Origin of the sequence: Burkholderia sp. WP42 (assembly GCF_000745665.1) — a bacterium.
GTDB lineage: Bacteria > Pseudomonadota > Gammaproteobacteria > Burkholderiales > Burkholderiaceae > Burkholderia > Burkholderia vietnamiensis.
The window spans coordinates 136,542-155,259 of the sequence record NZ_KN050725.1; the positions used below are offsets into that span (position 1 = coordinate 136,542).

The window sequence follows — 18,718 nt, forward strand, 5'->3', positions numbered from 1 at the left end:
CATCGGAAAATGAACGAGGTAGACCGAGTAACTGATCTCGCCCAGCTATTTCATGGGGCGGCATGAGAGGATGCGAGCAACCACGCTTCCAGACTGCGACACGCTAAAGATGAGGAAGGGCATAGCGGCAAGCGCTTCAAATTCGATGTTGCCGCGTGCGTCGCCGTAAATGACGTAGACGATCCCTGGAGTTGCCCCTGTAACTCAGGACACGCGGACACCGTTAGGTTGATGACACCGCATTACACCTGAACTCGCGAGGCGAGCGGTATTTCAGGGCTCTGTGCGGGTGGCGCTCATTGTAGTGTTCAACGCGATAGCCAGACGCGAGAGCGCTGTTGGTGCGTCAGACTTGTCCATGTAGGCGACGTAATTGTGCTTCATGGTCTTCACGAACGATTCGGCCGTGCCATTGCTTGTGACCTTCTTCGCGTGCTTCCTTCTTCTGCTCCGTGCGCCCGGACCCGATCCAATCCCAAGCGGGTACCAATCCGGGCGCGCCAGGTGCCAACCGCGGGCGCAGCTCCCATTCTTCGACTGGCTTCAGACTCTTGCGCATGTATGTCACGCGCTGGCGAGGAATGCCGGTCTCGGACTCAAGTTGCTCGTCCGTCAATCGTCGTCCGCGGCATGCGCTCCGGATCGTGCGCAGATCTTCGACGCGCGGCGTGCGCAGGTCGATGCATTCCTCGTGTACGCGCCAGGTGTGCGGGACCGGGATCACGGTGTACTCGGCAGTATTGGCGTGCGAGCAGGTCAGCCGGTCCATCGTCATCGGGCATTCCACGAATACGAGTACGTCCGCCGGGCCGGCCCGGTCGGAATACGTGTAGCGATCCAGCAGCACGCCACCGTGGTCTCGCCACCTCGCCAACTGCCCATCGCTTGCTCGATCCCACCATGCCCACACGTAGACGGGCAGATCGGCGATCGACGCGCTCCTGAAGAACACGGGCTTGATCGTCGTGTATCCTCGATTCACGAGGATATGGGTGTAGCCGCCAAACGCTTTTCGGATCGATTGGCCGACGTCGGTGGTCGTGAAATAGCGCACGGGCGATCCTTAAATCGGCTCGCGCTGCAGGCTGCGGACAAGCATGGCGGCATCACGGCAGACCTCGATCGGGATTCGCGGATTTGCGACCACATCTCGCACGAACTTCCCGAGGAGAATGACGGCCGAGACGTCATTTCGAATCGGCTCGACGCTACATGTTGGTTCGCGGCCACATTGTTTCATGTTCTTCATATGCTGTCCCCGCCGGTTGTGCCGGATCACTGTCCCCAATTGCAGTCAAAGTGTCCGGGGGCATATGTGGGGGCATGCAGAAAATACGAACTCGCTGAATCCCAATAGCGTAAAGGAAAGGTGAACCGAATGCGGTTCCGGCCTCCTCTTGGGGTGCGCCGCAAAAAAGCGCTGCCGGTCTTCTGACCGCAGCGCTTTTTTCATTTCCACGCCGCATCCCCGCCCCGCGCCCGCCTAATCCCAGAAGCTGCGCACCGCGACCGCCACGATCACCGGCACCGAGAACACCAGCGGAATCGCGAAATACTGCGCTTCGCGATCGACGAACCAGCTGTAGATCAACCATCCTGCGCCGATCGCGAACGTGATCAGGCCGACCAGTACGGCGACGATATTCAAAACCAGCTTCGACGGCTGGCGGCGCGCTTTGTCGTTGCTGTCGGGGTCGCGCGGGGACGAGTTCATCTGAAGAGCGGCTGAGCCAGGCAGGGTTAAACGCACAGGAGACCCCATCCGCGCGGATCGCGCAAGTGCCGAGGCATCGCGGCGGTGTATCGTGGGTCAGCGCGCGTGACGAACCGAACGACGCGGCCCGCCCGTCCGGCAGGGCCGCTGCACGATCACAGGGCAGGGCGCCGCGTCTGCGACGTCGAAGCGCCCGCATGCCACCACGCCCCGACGGGAGACGAAGCAGCTTCCGGCAGCACGCCGCGTCGAACCGTTCCCGCCATTTCGCCGCAACCGCGCTTCGACAAATCGTTGTACCCACAACCACCGAGCGTTATGCTCGTCTTCTTCCAGCAGACGGATTCCCCTCATGAACGATACGAATTCAGGGATTGTGCGCGCAGCGGTGGTCGGTGTCGGCGCGATCGGCGGCTTGCTCGCGATGGCGTTGTCGAAAGCCGGCATGACCGTGAGCGCCTATGCGCGCGGCGCGACGCTCGATGCGTTGAACGCGCACGGCGTGCGCGTGATCGACGAAACCGGCGTCGTGTCGTCCGTCCCGGTGCGGGCGAGCGACGATGCGGCCGTGCTGGGCGTGCAGGACTACGTGGTGATCGCGCTGAAGGCGCAGGCGTTGCCGGCGTTGGCGGCGCGCATCGCGCCGCTGGTCGGGCCCGATACGGTGATCGTCGCGGCGATGAACGGGCTGCCGTGGTGGTTCACGCACGGTCTCGCCGGGCCGGTCGACGGCGTGCCGCTCGACGCGATCGACCCGGCCGGCGCTGTTTCGGCCGTGCTGCCGCCCGCGCAGGCGATCGGCTGCGTCGTGCACCTGTCGTCGAGCACCGACGCGCCCGGTGTCGTGCGTCGCGGCCGCGGTAACCGCCTGCTCGTCGGTGCGCCGGACCGGCGCCTCGACGCAGCGGCGGCGCGCTTGGCCACCGCGCTCGCCGCGGGCGGCTTCGACGTCGAGTCGACCCCGGCGATCCGTACCGAAATCTGGGCGAAGCTGTGGGGCAACATGAACATGAATCCGCTCAGCGCGCTGACGGGCTCGACGGCCGAGCAGTTGCTCGACGATCCATACACCCAGACGCTCGCGCTGCGGATGATGGAGGAGGCGGCCGCGATCGGCGCGACACTCGGCCTCGATACGGGGATGAGCGCGCCCGAGCGGATTGCCGTCACGCGCAAGCTCGGCGCCTTCAAGACGTCGATGCTGCAGGATTTCGAGGCCGGGCGATCGCTGGAGATCGGGCCGATCCTCGGTGTGTTCCCGGAGCTGGGGCGCAGGCTCGGCGTGCCGACGCCTTATTGCGACGCGGTACTCGGCTTGCTGCGCCAGCGTGCGGCGAACAGCGGGCTATAGCGGGCGAGGGCGCCGCGAACGAACGGGCGCCGAAGCGTGTCGATGCGGTTCGGGAAATCGATCAGTGCTTCGGGGTTTTCGAAGAGCCAAGCCGGCTATGCAACTCGGCGACAAGCGGATTCACTCGAACAGCCGGGAAGGCAGTTGATCGCAATCCGAAGTCAGCCCGCCGCAGGCCGACTACACGCGCGTGAAAATCGATCGCGTGAGTACCCGCCCGTTTCAGTCGTCGCGCTCGGCCGCATGCGTGGCGACCTTGTCGAGCAAGCGCTCGAACGTCTGGCGCTCGCTGTCCGACAGGCACACGAGCAAGCCTTCGTTCCACTTGCGCACGATCGGCATGATCTTCCGATACAGCGCGCGGCCGTCGACGGTCAGCGCGATCAGCACGATCCGCCCGTCTTCGTCGCTTGCGCTGCGTTCGAGCAGCCCCTTGCGCAGCAGCGCCTCCGCCGCGCGGCTCGCCTGACTCTTGTCGAGGTTGGTGTGCCGCGCGAGCTCCATGATCGAAAACGGCCCGAACGCGCCGACTGCGGCGATCACGCGCGCTTCGGGCAGCGAAATGTCGAGCTTGTGCCGATACACGTCGGCGATGCCGCGATCGGATCGCTTCGTGAGTGCATGGAGGCGATAGGTCAGAAACTGATCGAGCCCGGCTTGGCGGCGGCCTTTCATGTCGAATCCTGAAGAAAATGGGCGGGCCCGATTGTTCCTGTATCGCGCGCCCGGGTCAACGGTCAGTGTGCGCCGTACTTCAGCCGTGTCAACTGTTCGGCTTCGTTGGCGAGCAGATTCGCCGCGTCGCGGATCGCCACGTCGAGCGTGATCGGCCCCGGCGCCGGCGAAAAGCACCCGCTGAAATGCTCGGACAGCCGCGTCAGCGCGGCCGGATCGATCGCGCCCGACAGCAGCGACGCCGGCACGCCCGCGGCCCGCGCGTGGCGGCACGCGATGAACGGCGCCTTGCCGTGCAGCGTCTGCACGTCGGAGCGGCCTTCGCCGGTGATCAGCCAGTCGGCGCCGGCGAGCGCCGCATCGAGGCCGATCTGGCGCGCGACGACTTCCGCGCCGGCTTCGAACCGCGCGCCGAGCATGTGCAGCGCGAAACCGAGGCCACCGGCCGCGCCGGCGCCGGCCGCGTCGCGGCAGCGTCGGTCGAGCGCGTGCTCGAGCAGGTCGGCAAAGTGGCCGAGCGCCGCGTCGAGCGTCGCGACCTGCGCGGGCGCCACACCCTTTTGCGGGCCGAACACGGCGGTCGCGCCGTGCGCGCCCGTCAGCGGATTGTCGACATCGGACATCCCGATGAATTCGGCTTCCTTCAACCGCGGATCGAGCGCCGACGCATCGATCCGCGCGATATCGGCGAGCCGCGCCGGCACCGGTTCGACCGGCTGACCGCCCGCATCGAAGCATTGCAGGCCGAGCCCCGCGAGCAGGCCGGCGCCCGCGTCGTTGGTGCTGCTGCCGCCGAGCGCCACGAAGAAGCGGCGCACGCCTTCATCGAGCAGCGTGCGAATCGCTTCGCCCATCCCGCGCGTGCTGCGCGCATCGACCTGCACGCTCATGCCGATCGCGTCCGTGATGCCGACGATCTCCGCCGTCTCGACGATCGCCGTGCGTTCGTCGATCACGCCGAGCGCCGCGTCGCGCGCCGCGAGCGATGCGCCGGCCACCCGCAACGTGCGCCGCGTGCCGCCGCCGGCCAGCATCGCGTCGAGCGTGCCTTCGCCGCCATCGGCCATCGGGCAGCAGCGCACGACCGCATCGGGGCGGGCGCGGCGGATGCCGGTGGCGATCGCGTCCGCGACCTGCTCGGCAGAAAGCGAGCCTTTGAACGAATCGGGCGCGATGACGACGACAGGCGCGGACGGGTGTTGCGGCATGGTGTCTCCGGAAGGCGTGATTGGTATGAAGAATGGGGCCGCGAGCGCGGCGCACCTTCAATCGGAGATTACAGGATGGCGGGCCGGCGGTGGATACGCGCGCCGGCATAGCGGCGATCCGCGCGCATTGCGCCGAAAGGGCGCGGGCGCCACGGCGGGTATTCACGTACGCAGTGGGGTTCTGGCGAGTATGAGGAAAATTGTTTGCTAGAATAGTCGATTCTTCCGGCCAAAGCCGTGCTCCGAGCCGCTTGCGCTAGCCATCCGGCGCGTGCAGGGATGGCGTGGCGCTCCGGCGCGGCGTGGGTTTGTGGCTCACGTATGGGGTACATATGTGGCTCACTTCGCGTGACGCACCTCATGCTGCAGGCAGGCACGGCAAGGAAAACCCGATTCGCTCGAATAATTTTAGGACGATTGAAGCCATGGCTAACGTTGTTGAGAACCTCGGCAAGCTTGAACGCCGTGTGACGATTTCCCTGCCGAAGGACACCGTGCAGAAGGAAATCGACGCCCGTATCCAGAAACTCGCAAAGAACGTGCGCATGCCGGGTTTCCGCCCGGGCAAGGTGCCGCTGAAGATGGTTGCGCAGCAGTACGCGGGTCAGGTCGAGGCGGAAGTGCTGAGCGACAAGATCGGCCAGGAATTCTTCACGATCAGCCGCGCGGAAAACCTGCGCGTCGCAGGCCAGCCGAGCTTCGAGCCGAAGCAGGAGCAGGCCGAGGACGCATACGCGTTCGACGCGACGTTCGAGGTGTACCCGGAAGTGAAGATCGGCGATCTGGCGACGGCTGAAGTCGAGCGCTCGACGACGTCGATCGGCGACGCCGAGATCGACCGCACGCTGGACATCCTGCGCAAGCAGCGCGTGCACTACCACGCACGCGGCGAAGCCGGCGAGCACGGCGACGGCGGCGCGGACACCGCAGCGAAGAACGGCGACCGCGTGACGGTCGACTTCGTCGGCAAGATCGACGACGTCGCGTTCCAGGGCGGCACGGCCGAAGACTTCCCGTTCGTGCTCGGCGAAGGCCGCATGCTGCCGGAATTCGAAACCGCGGCGCTCGGCCTGAAGGTCGGCGAAGCGCGCACGTTCGATCTGAAGTTCCCGGACGACTACCACGGCAAGGACGTGGCGGGCAAGACGGCGCAATTCACGGTCACGATGAAGAAGATCGAATGGCCGCACATGCCGGAAATCGACGCCGAATTCGCGAAGTCGCTCGGCATCGAAGACGGCGACCTGACGAAGATGCGCGCCGAGATCAAGGAAAACCTCGAGCGCGAAGCCAAGCGTCGCACGCAGTCGATCGTCAAGAACCAGGTGATGGACGCGCTGCTGAAGATTTCCGAACTCGACGTGCCGAAGGCGCTGATCGAGCAGGATCAGCAACGCCTCGTCGAAATGGCGCGTCAGGATCTCGCCCAGCGCGGCGTGCCGAACGCGAAGGACGCACCGATCCCGGCCGAGATGTTCGCCGAGCAGGCCGAGCGTCGCGTCAAGCTGGGCCTCGTGCTGGCCGAGCTGGTGAAGGCCAACGGCCTCGAAGCGAAGCCGGAACAGATCCGCGCCGAAGTCGACGAGTTCGCGAAGAGCTACGAAGACCCGAAGGAAGTGGTCCGCTGGTATTATTCCAACCAGCAGCGCCTCGCCGAGATGGAAGCGTTCGTCGTTGAAAGCAACGTCGTCGAGTTCGTACTGGGCAAGGCAAAGGTGACGGACAAGGAAGTGAGCTTCGAGGCACTCGCGAGCGCATCGGCGCAAGCGTAAGTGTCGCTCTAGCGGCGTGCCGGCTGTCGGAGCGACGGCCCGCACGCCGTTTTTACGTCAAGCGCACGGTTGCCATTAATATGGCGATTGAGCGGGCGGCTTCCCTCCGTTCAATTTTCCAATCGAACAAGGTTCATTGAATGATCACTCGCGCTGAATTGCTGGACATGCTTGCTTCGAATGCGCCGCAGGGTTTCGAGGCGCAAGCGCTGGGGCTGGTGCCGATCGTCGTCGAAACGAGCGGCCGCGGCGAGCGTTCGTACGATATCTATTCGCGTCTCCTGAAGGAGCGCCTGGTGTTCATGGTCGGCGAAGTCAACGACCAGACGGCGAACCTCGTGGTCGCGCAACTGCTGTTCCTGGAGAGCGAGAATCCCGACAAGGACATCAGCCTCTACATCAACAGCCCGGGCGGCTCGGTGTCGGCCGGCATGGCGATCTACGACACGATGCAGTTCATCAAGCCAGACGTGTCGACGCTCTGCATGGGCCTCGCGGCCAGCATGGGCGCGTTCCTGCTCGCGTCGGGCGCGAAGGGCAAGCGCTTTGCGCTGCCGAACTCGCGCGTGATGATCCACCAGCCGCTCGGCGGCGCGCGCGGCCAGGCGTCGGATATCGAAATTCAGGCACGCGAAATCCTGTACCTGAAGGAACGGTTGAACAACCTGCTCGCGCAGCACACGGGCCAGGACGTCGAGCGCATCGCGCGCGACACCGACCGTGACAACTTCATGTCGAGCGACGACGCGAAGGCGTACGGGCTGATCGACCAGGTGCTGTTGAAGCGCCCGTGAGCTGAAGTGGGGTGCCGCCCCGATTCGCGGCGCCCCCGCACTGTCCGGCGCCCCTGAGCATCTGCGGCAAGCGCATCCGGCCGGCTCCGGTCGCGCCCTAGGCGCGGCGTTCGGAGCAATCGGCGTATCATGTCATTTACCTGTCCGGAGGCTCTACATTCATGGCGGACAAAAAAGGTTCGAACAGCGAGAAGCTGTTGTATTGCTCGTTTTGCGGCAAGAGCCAGCATGAGGTGAAGAAACTCATCGCGGGCCCGTCGGTGTTCATCTGCGATGAGTGCATCGACCTCTGCAACGAGATCATTCGCGACGAGGCCGCTGCGGCCGGCGTCGAGGCCAGCCTGTCCCGGTCGGATCTGCCGAGCCCGCAGGAAATTCGCGACATCCTCGATCAGTACGTGATCGGCCAGGAGCGCGCGAAGAAGATCCTCGCGGTGGCCGTCTACAACCACTACAAACGGCTGAAGCATCTCGACAAGAAGGACGACGTCGAGCTGTCGAAGAGCAACATCCTGCTGATCGGCCCGACGGGCTCCGGCAAGACGCTGCTCGCGCAGACGCTCGCGCGGTTGCTGAACGTGCCGTTCGTGATCGCCGACGCGACGACGCTGACCGAAGCCGGCTACGTCGGCGAGGACGTCGAGAACATCATCCAGAAGCTGTTGCAGAACTGCAACTACGAGGTCGACAAGGCGCAGCGCGGGATCGTCTACATCGACGAAATCGACAAGATCAGCCGCAAGTCGGACAACCCGTCGATCACGCGCGACGTGTCGGGCGAGGGCGTTCAGCAGGCGCTGCTGAAGCTGGTCGAAGGCACGATGGCGTCGGTACCGCCGCAGGGCGGCCGCAAGCATCCGAACCAGGATTTCATCCAGGTCGACACGACCAACATCCTGTTCATCTGCGGCGGCGCGTTCGACGGTCTCGAGAAGGTGATCACCGACCGTACCGAAAAGACGGGCATCGGCTTCGGCGCGTCGGTCAAGAGCAAGCAGGAACGCGACGCCGGCGAAGTGCTGCGCGAGACCGAACCGGAAGACCTGATCAAATTCGGTCTGATCCCCGAATTGATCGGCCGTCTGCCGGTGGTGGCGACGCTCGGCAAGCTCGACGAAGCCGCGCTGATGAAGATCCTCGTCGAGCCGAAGAACGCGCTCGTCAAGCAGTATCACAAGCTGTTCGCGATGGAGCGCGTCGAGCTGGAAATCCGGCCGGCCGCGTTGCAGGCAGTCGCCCGCAAGGCGATCCGCCGCAAGACCGGCGCGCGCGGTTTGCGTTCGATCATCGAACAGGCGTTGCTGGACGTGATGTACGAGCTGCCCACGATGAAAGGGGTCAGCAAGGTCATCATCGACGAGAACGTCATCGATGGCGACGGCAAGCCTTTGTTGATCTATGAGGACACGCCGAAGGTGGCGGGTTCGAACTGACCGGCTTGCCGACGATGTTCTGCGAAAAAGGCCGTTCATGAGACCGTGGGCGGCTTTTTTTCGTTTATCTTGTGGGTAACTCTGACTCGATACGCGGTGGTTACTTTCTTACCGAATATTTCCCGCACTTGAAGGCTTGCAATTCGTTGTGGCGGCCTCAATTACCGAACAATTGATTCCACTCATGGGGAAATGAAATGTCAGGCACCCAACTTCTTCCGCCGGAACGCATCACGCTCCCGCTGCTGCCGCTGCGGGATGTCGTCGTTTTCCCGCACATGGTGATTCCGCTCTTCGTGGGCCGGCCGAAATCGATCAAGGCCCTCGAAGCAGCGATGGAAGGCGGCAAGCACATCATGCTCGTCGCGCAGAAAACCGCGGCCAAGGACGAGCCGACCGAGAAGGACATGTACGAGGTCGGCTGTATCGCCAACATTCTGCAGATGCTGAAGCTGCCGGACGGCACCGTGAAGGTGCTCGTCGAGGGGCTGCAGCGCGCGAAGGCGTTGTCCATCGAAGAGCAGGAGACGCAGTTCTCCTGCGAAGTGATGCCGCTCGAGCCCGATCATGCCGACAGCGCGGAAACGGAAGCGTTGCGCCGCGCGATCGTGTCGCAGTTCGACCAGTACGTGAAGCTGAACAAGAAGATCCCGCCGGAGATCCTCACGTCGCTGTCGGGCATCGACGAAGCAGGCCGTCTCGCTGACATGATCGCCGAGCGTCTGCCGCTCAAGCTCGACCAGAAGCAGCACATCCTCGAGATGTTCCCGGTCATCGAGCGTCTCGAGCACCTGCTCGCGCAGCTCGAGGCGGAGATCGACATTCTCCAGGTCGAAAAGCGCATCCGCGGGCGCGTGAAGCGTCAGATGGAAAAGAGCCAGCGCGAGTACTACCTGAACGAGCAGGTCAAGGCGATCCAGAAGGAACTGGGCGAAGGCGAAGAGGGTGCGGATCTCGAGGAACTCGAGAAGCGCATCAACGCCGCGCGCATGCCGAAGGAAGCCAAGAAGAAGGCCGACGCCGAGCTCAAGAAGCTGAAGCTGATGTCGCCGATGTCCGCGGAAGCGACCGTCGTGCGCAACTACATCGACACGCTGATCGGCCTGCCGTGGCGCAAGAAGAGCAAGGTCAACAACGACCTGTCGAACGCCGAGCAGGTGCTCGACGAGGATCACTTCGGCCTCGAAAAGGTGAAGGAACGCATTCTCGAGTACCTCGCGGTGCAACAGCGCGTGGACAAGGTGAAGGCGCCGATCCTGTGCCTCGTCGGGCCTCCGGGCGTCGGCAAGACGTCGCTCGGCCAGTCGATCGCGCGTGCGACGAACCGCAAGTTCGTCCGGATGGCGCTCGGCGGCGTGCGTGACGAAGCCGAGATCCGCGGTCACCGCCGCACCTACATCGGGTCGATGCCGGGCAAGATCCTGCAGAGCCTGGCGAAGGTCGGCGTGCGCAATCCGCTCTTCCTGCTCGACGAAGTCGACAAGATGGGGATGGATTTCCGCGGCGATCCGTCGTCGGCGCTGCTCGAAGTGCTCGATCCGGAACAGAACCACACGTTCGCCGACCACTACATCGAAGTCGACTTCGATCTGTCGGACGTGATGTTCGTCGCGACGTCGAACTCGCTGAACATCCCGCCGCCGCTGCTCGACCGGATGGAAGTGATTCGTCTGTCGGGCTATACGGAAGACGAGAAGGTCAGCATCGCGCAGCGTTACCTGCTGCCGAAGCAGAAGAAGAACAACGGTCTGAAGGACGGCGAGATCGAGGTCACCGAGCAGGCGATCCGCGACATCATCCGCTACTACACGCGCGAAGCCGGTGTGCGTTCGCTCGAGCGGGAAGTGTCGAAGATCTGCCGCAAGGTCGTGAAGATGCTGCTGCTGAAGAAGGCGTCGGGCGCGATCAAGGTCGATGGCGAGAATCTCGATACGTTCCTCGGCGTGCGCAAGTACGACTTCGGCCTCGCGGCGAAGGAAAACCAGGTCGGTCAGGTGACGGGCCTCGCGTGGACGGAAGTCGGCGGCGATCTGCTGACGATCGAAGCCGCGGTGATGCCGGGCAAGGGCAACGTGATCCGCACCGGTTCGCTCGGCGACGTGATGAAGGAGTCGGTCGAGGCAGCGCGTTCGGTCGTGCGCTCGCGTTCGCGTCGTCTCGGCATCAAGGACGAAGCGTTCGAGAAGCAGGACATTCACATCCACGTGCCGGAAGGCGCGACGCCGAAGGACGGTCCGTCTGCCGGCGGTGCGATGACGACCGCGCTGGTGTCGGTGCTGACGGGTATTCCCGTGCGTGCCGACGTCGCGATGACGGGCGAGATCACGCTGCGTGGCGAGGTGCTGCCGATCGGCGGGCTGAAGGAGAAGCTGCTGGCTGCGCATCGCGGCGGCATCAAGCTCGTGCTGATCCCGGAAGAGAACGTGAAGGATCTCGCCGACATTCCGGACAACGTGAAGAACGCGATCGAAATCGTGCCGGTCCGCTGGATCGACAAGGTGCTCGAACTCGCGCTCGAACGTGCGCCGACTCCGCTGCCGCCGGAAGAAGAGGCGAAGGCTGCGGCACCGGTCGGCGAGGCGGCGAAGGATGCCGGCTCGACGGAAGTGGTCAAGCACTGAGAACCTGAACGCCGTCCCTGACGGCGATCGACGAAAACCCGCGGCGTGTCCGCGGGTTTTTTTATCTGCGTCGGTATCGTGCTTGCGCGCCGCGTCGAAAAATTTCGCGCGTGGGCTTGGCAAAGTGATCTGGAATGAATTAAACTCGCAGGCTCGCTGGTTGTTGATGCCGAAACGCAGATCGCAACTAGAAAGAATCGGAAACGGGTGCTTAGCTCAGCTGGTAGAGCGGCGCCCTTACAAGGCGTAGGTCGGGGGTTCGAACCCCTCAGCACCCACCAGTTTCACGATTCAGCCAGACCAAGGAGCGGTAGTTCAGTCGGTTAGAATACCGGCCTGTCACGCCGGGGGTCGCGGGTTCGAGTCCCGTCCGCTCCGCCAGAAAATGAAAAAGCCCGCCTCGTGCGGGCTTTTTCATTTGCAACGCCGTCCGCACGCCTGCGATTTTTCCCGTCCCACCCCGTATGTTGTAATATCGGTCGTTTTGTCCAATTTTCCCGTCACGCATGCTCGATTTCTTCCGTAATCACCAGCGCCTGATGATGGCGCTCCTGCTCCTCATCGTGTTGCCGGGGCTGGGTTTCGTCGGGATCCAAGGTTTCCGCGGCTTCTTCGACGACAGCGCGAACGTCGCAGCGGTCAACGGACACAAGATCACGCGGGTCGAATTCGACGGCGCGTTCCGCCAGCAGATCGACCAGGCGCGCCAGGCGCTCGGCGGGCAGTTCGACATCAAGATGTTCGATACGCCGGAGCATCGCAAGCAGGTGCTCGACGGCCTGATCCAGCAGCGCGTGCTCGCCGACGAAACGCAGCGCCTGCATCTGACCGCGTCCGACAACGCGGTGCGCGACGCACTGATGAGCGACCCGATGATCGCGTCGCTGAAGAAGCCCGACGGTACGATCGACGTCCAGCGCTACGCGCAGCTGCTGTCGTTCCAGGGCATGACGCCCGAGCAGTATCAGGAACGTGTGCGCTACAGCCTCGCGCTCCAACAGATTCCCGCGAGCATCGTGTCGAGCGCGTTCACGCCGAAGGGCCCGGCCCAACGCCTGTCGGAACTCGCCGCGCAGCAACGTGAAGTGCAGGCGCTCGTGCTGAAGTCGAGCGACTTCGCGGCGAAGGTGCAGCCGACCGACGCGCAGCTCACCGCCTACTACGACGCGCACAAGCAGAGCTTCGCGACGCCGGAAACCGCGACGATCCAGTATCTGGTCTATTCGCCGGCCGCGGCCGCCGCGAGCGCGCAGCCGACCGACGCCGACATCAAGAAGTTCTACGACGACAACCCGACGCACTTCCGCTCGGAAGCGCAGGTGCGCATCAGCCACATCTTCATCGCCGCGGCGAGCAACGCAAGCGCAGCCGACAAGGCTGCCGCGAAGGCGAAGGCCGAGCAGCTGCTGGCCGACGTGAAGGCGCATCCCGACCAGTTCGCGCAAATCGCGCAGAAGAGCTCGCAGGACGCGCCGTCGGCGGCGAAGGGCGGCGATCTCGGCTTCATCACGCGCGGCTCGACGGCGGGCGGCAAGGCGTTCGACGATGCCGCGTTCGCGCTGAAGCAGGGCGAGGTGAGCGGTGTCGTGGAGTCGGACCTCGGCTTCCACATCCTGAAGGCGACCGAAGTGAAGCCGTCGGTGGTCAAGCCGTTCGCGGACGTGAAGGATCAGATCGCAGTCGACCTGAAGCAGCAGTACGCAGCGAAGGCCTTCACGGACAACGCGGAAGGCTTCACGTCGACCGTCTACGAAAAGGCGAAGTCGCTGCAACCGGCCGCCGACAAGTACAAGCTGACGATCCAGACGGCCACCGTCACGCCGACGCCGAATCCGCAATTGCCGCCGACGAGCCCGCTGAACAATCCGAAGTTCCTCGCGGCCGTGTTCGCGAGCGATTCGGTGAAGAGCCGCAACAACACGCAGGCGGTCGACGTGGGCAACAACACGCTGATCTCGGCGCACGTGGTCGACTACAAGCCGGCCGCCGTGCCGGCGCTCGACGCGATCAAGGACGTGGTGCGTCAGAAGGTGGTCGCCGAGCAGGCGGCCGAGCTCGCGAGGAAGGACGGCGCGGCGAAGCTCGCCGAGCTGCAGAAGTCGAAGTCCACCGACGGCTTCACGCCCGCGCAGAAGGTGTCGCGCACGCAATCGCAGGGGCTGACGCCGGCCGCGCTGAGCGCCGTCTACAAGGTCGATTCGAAGACGCTGCCGGCGTACGTCGGCGTCGATCTCGGTGCCGATGGCTACGCGATCTATCGCGTGAACGCGGTGATTCCGGGCACGGCCGTCGATCCGCAGCAGCTCGCGGCCGCGCAGCAGCAGATGGCGCAGGTCGAAGCGCAAAGCGAAGGCGAGGCGTATCTCGCCGCGCTGCGCGATCGCTCGAAGGTCAAGCTGTACGGCACCACGCAGAGCCCGTCGCAGGACAGCGGCAACTAACTGAGCCGACGGCGGCGGCGCGTCGAAGCGCCGCTCGGCCGCCGGCAAGCGAAACGCCTCGCTCGCCGGTCAGGCACGCAACGACAAGAAGCCCCGCACGTGTGAACTGACCCCACGAAGTTGGACAGTTGAAGGCTAGGCGCCCGAGGACTGAGTTCTGTATTGCACGGGACTCAGTCCTTTCAGTTTGAGCTTGATGCGTTCGTGGTTGTAGTAATGGATGTAGCACTCCAGCGTCTGGCGTAGTTGCTCCACGCAAGTGAAGCGCTGCTTCTTGAAGCACTCGGACTTGAGCGTGCCGAAGAAGCTTTCCATCGCGGCGTTGTCCAGGCAATTGCCCTTGCGGGACATGCTCTGCGTCAACTCGCGCTGCGCGAGCTTCCGGCGGAACTCCGGCATCCGGTAGTGCCAGCCTTGATCCGAATGCAGCAACGGCTTGTCCTTGCGCGGGAGTTTAGCCAGCGCCTTCTTCAGCATGCTGTTGACCAACTCGAAGCTCGGCCGTCTGTCCATCTGGTAAGCAACGATCTCGCCGTTGTACAGGTCCATCACCGGCGACAGATACAGCTTCTGGCCGTTGACCTTGAACTCGGTCACATCCGTTACCCACTTCTGATTGGCGCCAGTGGCCTCGAACTGGCGTTGCAGCAGGTTCGGTGCGGCCTTGCCGATCTCGCCTTGCCACGCTCGGTATTTCTTCGGACGCACCCAGGACTTCAGTTGCAGTTGCTGCATGAGCCGTTGCACCGTCTTATGGTTGACGAGATGGCCAGCCTGCCGAATCGCAGCCGTGACGCGTCGATAACCATAGCGGCCCTTGTGGCGTTCAAACACCGTTCGGATCTGCGCTTTCAGATCGGCGTGACGATCGTCGGCATCCAGCGTCCTGAGTTGGTAATAGAACGTACTGCGTGCCAAGCCGGCCGCCTTCAGAAGTGCTGCCACCGGATGGTGCTGCCTGAGCTCACGCACTATTTGCGTTTTTTCTTTTGCGCTGCCTGCTTCTTCGCTTGCAGCAGCGCATCGAGCTTTTTTAGGTACGCCACCTCCGCGCGCAGATACTCGTTTTCCTTGAGCAATTCCTCGCGCGAGCGTTCGTCCGGCGAACCGGCTTCAGTGGGTTTGGGCGGAAGTGAAGTGGCCATCTTTCGGGGGCGCCCTCGTCGGCGAGGGGACAGTGCATCGAAACCGCCTTCATGATACAGGCGCTCCCAGGTTGACACGTGCCCGACGCTTCGAATGTCAAACACCGCTGCCGTTTGGCCATACGACAGCCCATCACGCTGCATGCGCTGTAGCACCGATAACTTGAACCGGGCGTCGTACTGACCGACTTTCCTTCTCAGTCCAGCTACGCCGTGCTCCCGGTAGCTCGCCACCCAGCGCCGGATGACCGTACGCCCAACCCCGTAACGGGCTGCGAGCGTGCGGGTGCTCGCCTCTCCTTCCAGATACTCCCGAACTACCTGCAGTCGAAACCGCTCGTCATACTTCGCCATGGAAAACACCCCAAAGGTTGGATCGGTGTCCAACTTTTGGGGTGCAGTTCAGTGCGTTTGGGCGATCGCGGTCGCGACCGCGCCAGCGACCGCGCCGCTCAACCGCGCGGCTTGCCGAGCAGCGGCTTCAGCGTCGGCCACACGTTGTCGAGCAGAACCCGCTGCGCCTGTTCGCCGGGATGCATCTGATCCGACTGGAACATCTCCGGCTTGTTCTCGATGCCGGCCAGCAGGAACGGCACGAGCGGCACGCCGAGTTGCTTCGACAGGCGCGTATAGACCGCGTGGAATTTCTGCGTGTAGTCGGGCCCGTAATTCGGCGGCACGTACATGCCGACCAGCACGACCTGCGCATGCGCGCGTCGCGCAGCGGCGATGATGTCGCGCAGATTCTGTTCGGTCGTCGCGACCGGCACGCCGCGCAGCGCATCGTTCGAACCGAGCTCGACGATGACGATCGACGGCTTGAGCCGTTGCAGCACGGCGGGCAATCGCGCGCGTCCGCCGCTCGTGGTGTCGCCGCTGACGCTTGCGTTCGCAACGCTATAATCGATTCGCTCGGTCGCGAGCCGTTGCCGCAGCAACGCCACCCAGCCGGTGTCGCGCGGCAGCCCGTACTCGGCCGACAGGCTGTCGCCGAGCACGACGAGCGTGGGCCGGCCCTCAGGTGCGGCCGGCGCGGCGCTCGCCGCGCGCGCGGGCACGGTCGCTGCGCATAATGTAGCCAGCAGCGCGGCGAGCGCCGCGCGCCTTTTCCAGCGGAATGTCGTGTCCATGTTCAAGATTACCGATCCGATCATCGAAGTCCGAGACGTGTGCAAGCGGGTCGCCGACGCAAGCGGCGAGCTGACGATACTTGACGGCATCACGCTGGCCGTGCGGCCCGGCAGCAGTCTCGCGATCGTCGGCGCGTCGGGGTCGGGCAAGTCGACGCTGCTCGGCCTGCTCGCCGGGTTGGACAGCGCGACGAGCGGGACGGTTCGCCTGCTCGGCCGCGCGCTCGAGCAACTCGACGAGGACGAGCGCGCCGCGCTGCGCAGCGGCGCAGTCGGGTTCGTGTTCCAGTCGTTCCAGCTGATGCCGCATCTGACGGCGCTCGAAAACGTGATGTTGCCGCTCGAACTGCAGGGCGGCATCAGCGCGCGCGACGCAGCCGCTCGTGCGCGCGCGCTGCTCGTGCAGGTCGGCCTCGGCGAGCGCACCGCGCATTATCCGAAGCTGCTGTCCGGCGGCGAGCAGCAGCGCGTCGCGCTCGCGCGCGCGTTCGTCACGCAGCCGGCGATCCTGTTCGCCGACGAGCCGACCGGCAGCCTCGACGCGGCCACCGGCCACGCGGTCATCGACTTGATGTTCGAGCTGAACCGCACGCACGGCGCGACGCTCGTGCTCGTCACGCACGACGCCGAGCTCGCCCGGCGCTGTATCACGACGGTGACGATCGAAGCCGGACGCATCGTCGTGCCCCATACTGCCCAAAGCGGCGCCTGAACGCGCGCCGGCCGCACCGAGGCGCTGAGCCCCGGTGCGGCCGGTACGCGCGCAGGGGTCAGCGCTTGAGCGCGGCGCGTGCGCGTTCGATCAGCGCGGTCGTCGACGAGTCGTGCTTCGCGGGATCGACCGAGTCGGCCGACAAATCGGCTTCGACCACCTTGCCGAGGATCTTGCCGAGCTCGACGCCCCATTGATCGAACGGATTGATATCCCACACCGTCGCCTGTACGAGCACCTTGTGCTCGTACAGCGCGATCAGCGCGCCGAGCGTGCGCGGCGTCAGCGCGTCGACCAGCAGCGTCGTCGTCGGCCGGTTGCCGGGGAACGTCAGATGCGGCGCGAGCGCTTCCTCGCCGGGGCCGGCGATCTTGCGCGCTTCGTCGAGCGTGCGGCCGAGCATCAGCGCTTCGCTCTGCGCGAAGCAGTTCGCGAGCAGCTTCGGATGATGGCTCGCGAGCGGATGCTCGGGCGTCAGCACCGCGATGAAGTCGATCGGCACGATCGTCGGGCCCTGATGCAGCATCTGGAAGAACGCGTGCTGGCCGTTGGTGCCCGGCTCGCCCCACGTGACGGCCGACGTCGGGTAGTCGACGAAGGTGCCGTCCAGGCGCGCCGACTTGCCGTTGCTCTCCATCTCGAGCTGCTGCAGATACGACGGCAGGTAGTGCAGCGCTTCCGAATACGGCGCGACGAGATAGCTCTGCGAGCCGAAGAAGTTGCGATACCAGATGCCGATCATGCCCAGCAGCACGGGCAGGTTGCGCTCGAGCGGCGCTTCGCGGAAATGGCGGTCCATGTCGTTCGCGCCGGCGAGCAGTTCGTCGAACTGGTCGGGCCCGACCGCGATCATGATCGACAGGCCGACCGCCGACCACAGCGAATAGCGGCCGCCGACCCAGTCCCACATTTCGAACACGTTGTCCGCCGCGATGCCGAACCTGACGACTTCGGACGGGTTCGCCGACACGCCGACGAAGTGCTTCGCGAGCGCATCCTCGGGGCAGCCGCGCGCGATGAACCAGTCGCGCAGCGAGCGTGCGTTCGTCATCGTCTCGAGCGTCGTGAAGGTTTTCGACACGATGATCGCGAGCGTTTCTTCCGGATCGACCTGCTCGAGCACGCGCGCGAGATCGGCGCCGTCGACGTTCGACACGAAGTGGGTCGAGATGTCCGGCGTCGCGACGTGATGCAGCGCGTGCGTGACCATCTTCGGCCCGAGATCCGAGCCGCCGATGCCGATATTGATCACGTGGCGGATGCGCTTGCCGGTATGGCCCGTCCACGCGCCGCTGCGCACGGCGCGCGCGAAGCTCGCCATCTTCGCGCGTTCGGCGCTGACCTGCGCGTGGAACGGGGCGTTCGGATCGGTCGCGCGCAGCGCCGTATGCAATGCGGCGCGGCCTTCCGTCGGGTTGACGACGTCGCCGGCGAACATCGCGTCGCGGCGCGCTTCGACGCGTGTGTCGCGCGCCAGTTGCACGAGCAGGCGCAGCGTGTCGTCGTTGATGCGATTCTTCGAGAAATCGGCGGCGAGGCCGCCGCCGGCGATCGTGAAGCGTTCGGCGCGGGTCGGCGCGCGATCGTTTTCGGGTGCGAACCAGTCGCGCAGCCGCGCATGGCGGATCTCGGCGAAGTGGGATTGGAGGGCAGTCCAGGCGGGGAGCGAATTCAGCGTCATGGCGGTTCGAGTGAAGCGTGAATCGGGAGGAATGCCGCGCC

At 64.6% G+C, this 18,718-nt stretch carries 15 protein-coding genes, 2 tRNA genes and 1 pseudogene; 9 read left to right on the plus strand and 9 right to left on the minus strand.

Annotated elements, in window-relative coordinates:
* Positions 1-223: 223 nt before the first annotated feature.
* The 4 genes and pseudogenes from EX20_RS31475 to EX20_RS27135 all read right to left on the minus strand — a co-directional run.
* Positions 224-417: pseudogene (locus EX20_RS31475) on the minus strand (integrase core domain-containing protein); the annotation flags it as partial.
* Positions 347-1,054 carry a hypothetical protein gene (locus tag EX20_RS27130; protein ID WP_175464248.1) on the minus strand — a complete coding sequence of 236 codons (708 nt, stop codon included), beginning with the start codon at positions 1,052-1,054 and terminating at the stop codon, positions 347-349. The gene EX20_RS27130 and the pseudogene EX20_RS31475, both read right to left, overlap by 71 nt.
* 9 nt (positions 1,055-1,063) lie before the next feature.
* Positions 1,064-1,249: a hypothetical protein gene (locus EX20_RS32300; protein ID WP_124259636.1), complete on the minus strand. Its 186-nt coding sequence runs from the start codon at positions 1,247-1,249 to the stop codon at positions 1,064-1,066.
* 234 nt (positions 1,250-1,483) lie between these two features.
* Entirely contained in the window at positions 1,484-1,714 is a 231-nt protein-coding gene (locus EX20_RS27135) for a membrane protein (RefSeq protein ID WP_034195339.1), read from the minus strand.
* Between the two features lie 352 nt (positions 1,715-2,066).
* Here EX20_RS27135 and EX20_RS27140 point away from each other — a divergent pair, with 352 nt between their 5' ends.
* Positions 2,067-3,065 carry a 2-dehydropantoate 2-reductase gene (locus tag EX20_RS27140; protein WP_034195340.1) on the plus strand — a complete coding sequence of 333 codons (999 nt, stop codon included), beginning with the start codon at positions 2,067-2,069 and terminating at the stop codon, positions 3,063-3,065.
* A 222-nt stretch (positions 3,066-3,287) separates the two neighbouring features.
* Here the strand turns inward: EX20_RS27140 and EX20_RS27145 are convergent, their stop codons facing one another.
* Both EX20_RS27145 and EX20_RS27150 read right to left on the minus strand, forming a co-directional pair.
* Positions 3,288-3,740, minus strand: a complete 453-nt coding sequence (locus EX20_RS27145; RefSeq protein WP_034195341.1) for a MarR family winged helix-turn-helix transcriptional regulator — start codon at positions 3,738-3,740, stop codon at positions 3,288-3,290.
* A gap of 62 nt (positions 3,741-3,802) precedes the next feature.
* Positions 3,803-4,948, minus strand: coding sequence for a glycerate kinase (locus EX20_RS27150; protein WP_034195342.1), 1,146 nt, complete (start codon positions 4,946-4,948; stop codon positions 3,803-3,805).
* Positions 4,949-5,373: 425 nt separating this feature from the next.
* Here EX20_RS27150 and tig point away from each other — a divergent pair, with 425 nt between their 5' ends.
* The 7 genes from tig (at position 5,374) to EX20_RS27185 (ending at position 14,009) form a co-directional block, all read left to right on the plus strand.
* The gene (gene tig, locus EX20_RS27155; protein ID WP_011885078.1) at positions 5,374-6,720 is read left to right on the plus strand and encodes a trigger factor; all 1,347 of its coding nucleotides are present in this window, start codon (positions 5,374-5,376) and stop codon (positions 6,718-6,720) included.
* A 140-nt stretch (positions 6,721-6,860) separates the two neighbouring features.
* Positions 6,861-7,514: an ATP-dependent Clp endopeptidase proteolytic subunit ClpP gene (clpP, locus tag EX20_RS27160; protein ID WP_011885077.1), complete on the plus strand. Its 654-nt coding sequence runs from the start codon at positions 6,861-6,863 to the stop codon at positions 7,512-7,514.
* Positions 7,515-7,675: 161 nt separating this feature from the next.
* A complete protein-coding gene (gene clpX, locus EX20_RS27165; RefSeq protein WP_011885076.1) occupies positions 7,676-8,947 on the plus strand; it encodes an ATP-dependent Clp protease ATP-binding subunit ClpX in 1,272 nt (423 codons plus the stop codon).
* Between the two features lie 197 nt (positions 8,948-9,144).
* Positions 9,145-11,568, plus strand: a complete 2,424-nt coding sequence (gene lon, locus EX20_RS27170) for an endopeptidase La (RefSeq protein ID WP_011885075.1) — start codon at positions 9,145-9,147, stop codon at positions 11,566-11,568.
* 205 nt (positions 11,569-11,773) lie between these two features.
* A tRNA-Val gene (locus tag EX20_RS27175) sits at positions 11,774-11,849 on the plus strand.
* 23 nt (positions 11,850-11,872) lie between these two features.
* Positions 11,873-11,949, plus strand: a tRNA-Asp gene (locus EX20_RS27180).
* Positions 11,950-12,074: 125 nt separating this feature from the next.
* On the plus strand, positions 12,075-14,009 hold the full coding sequence (locus tag EX20_RS27185; protein ID WP_034195343.1) for a SurA N-terminal domain-containing protein: 1,935 nt from the start codon (positions 12,075-12,077) through the stop codon (positions 14,007-14,009).
* 135 nt (positions 14,010-14,144) lie between these two features.
* Here EX20_RS27185 and EX20_RS32305 read toward each other — a convergent pair.
* Positions 14,145-15,508, minus strand: a protein-coding gene (locus EX20_RS32305; protein WP_106919331.1) for an IS3 family transposase whose coding sequence is annotated in 2 segments (ribosomal slippage) — positions 14,145-15,046 and positions 15,046-15,508 — 1,365 coding nt in all. Because the reading frame shifts where the segments join, the coding sequence is not laid out codon by codon here.
* A gap of 98 nt (positions 15,509-15,606) precedes the next feature.
* Complete coding sequence (locus tag EX20_RS27200; RefSeq protein WP_034195345.1) at positions 15,607-16,284, minus strand: arylesterase; 678 nt, start codon at positions 16,282-16,284, stop codon at positions 15,607-15,609.
* Here EX20_RS27200 and EX20_RS27205 point away from each other — a divergent pair.
* Positions 16,283-16,996 carry an ABC transporter ATP-binding protein gene (locus EX20_RS27205; RefSeq protein WP_034195346.1) on the plus strand — a complete coding sequence of 238 codons (714 nt, stop codon included), beginning with the start codon at positions 16,283-16,285 and terminating at the stop codon, positions 16,994-16,996. The two genes, EX20_RS27200 and EX20_RS27205, sit on opposite strands and share 2 nt — an antisense overlap.
* 58 nt (positions 16,997-17,054) lie before the next feature.
* Here EX20_RS27205 and pgi read toward each other — a convergent pair whose 3' ends face one another.
* Positions 17,055-18,677 carry a glucose-6-phosphate isomerase gene (gene pgi, locus EX20_RS27210; protein ID WP_034195347.1) on the minus strand — a complete coding sequence of 541 codons (1,623 nt, stop codon included), beginning with the start codon at positions 18,675-18,677 and terminating at the stop codon, positions 17,055-17,057.
* Positions 18,678-18,718: the final 41 nt, after the last annotated feature.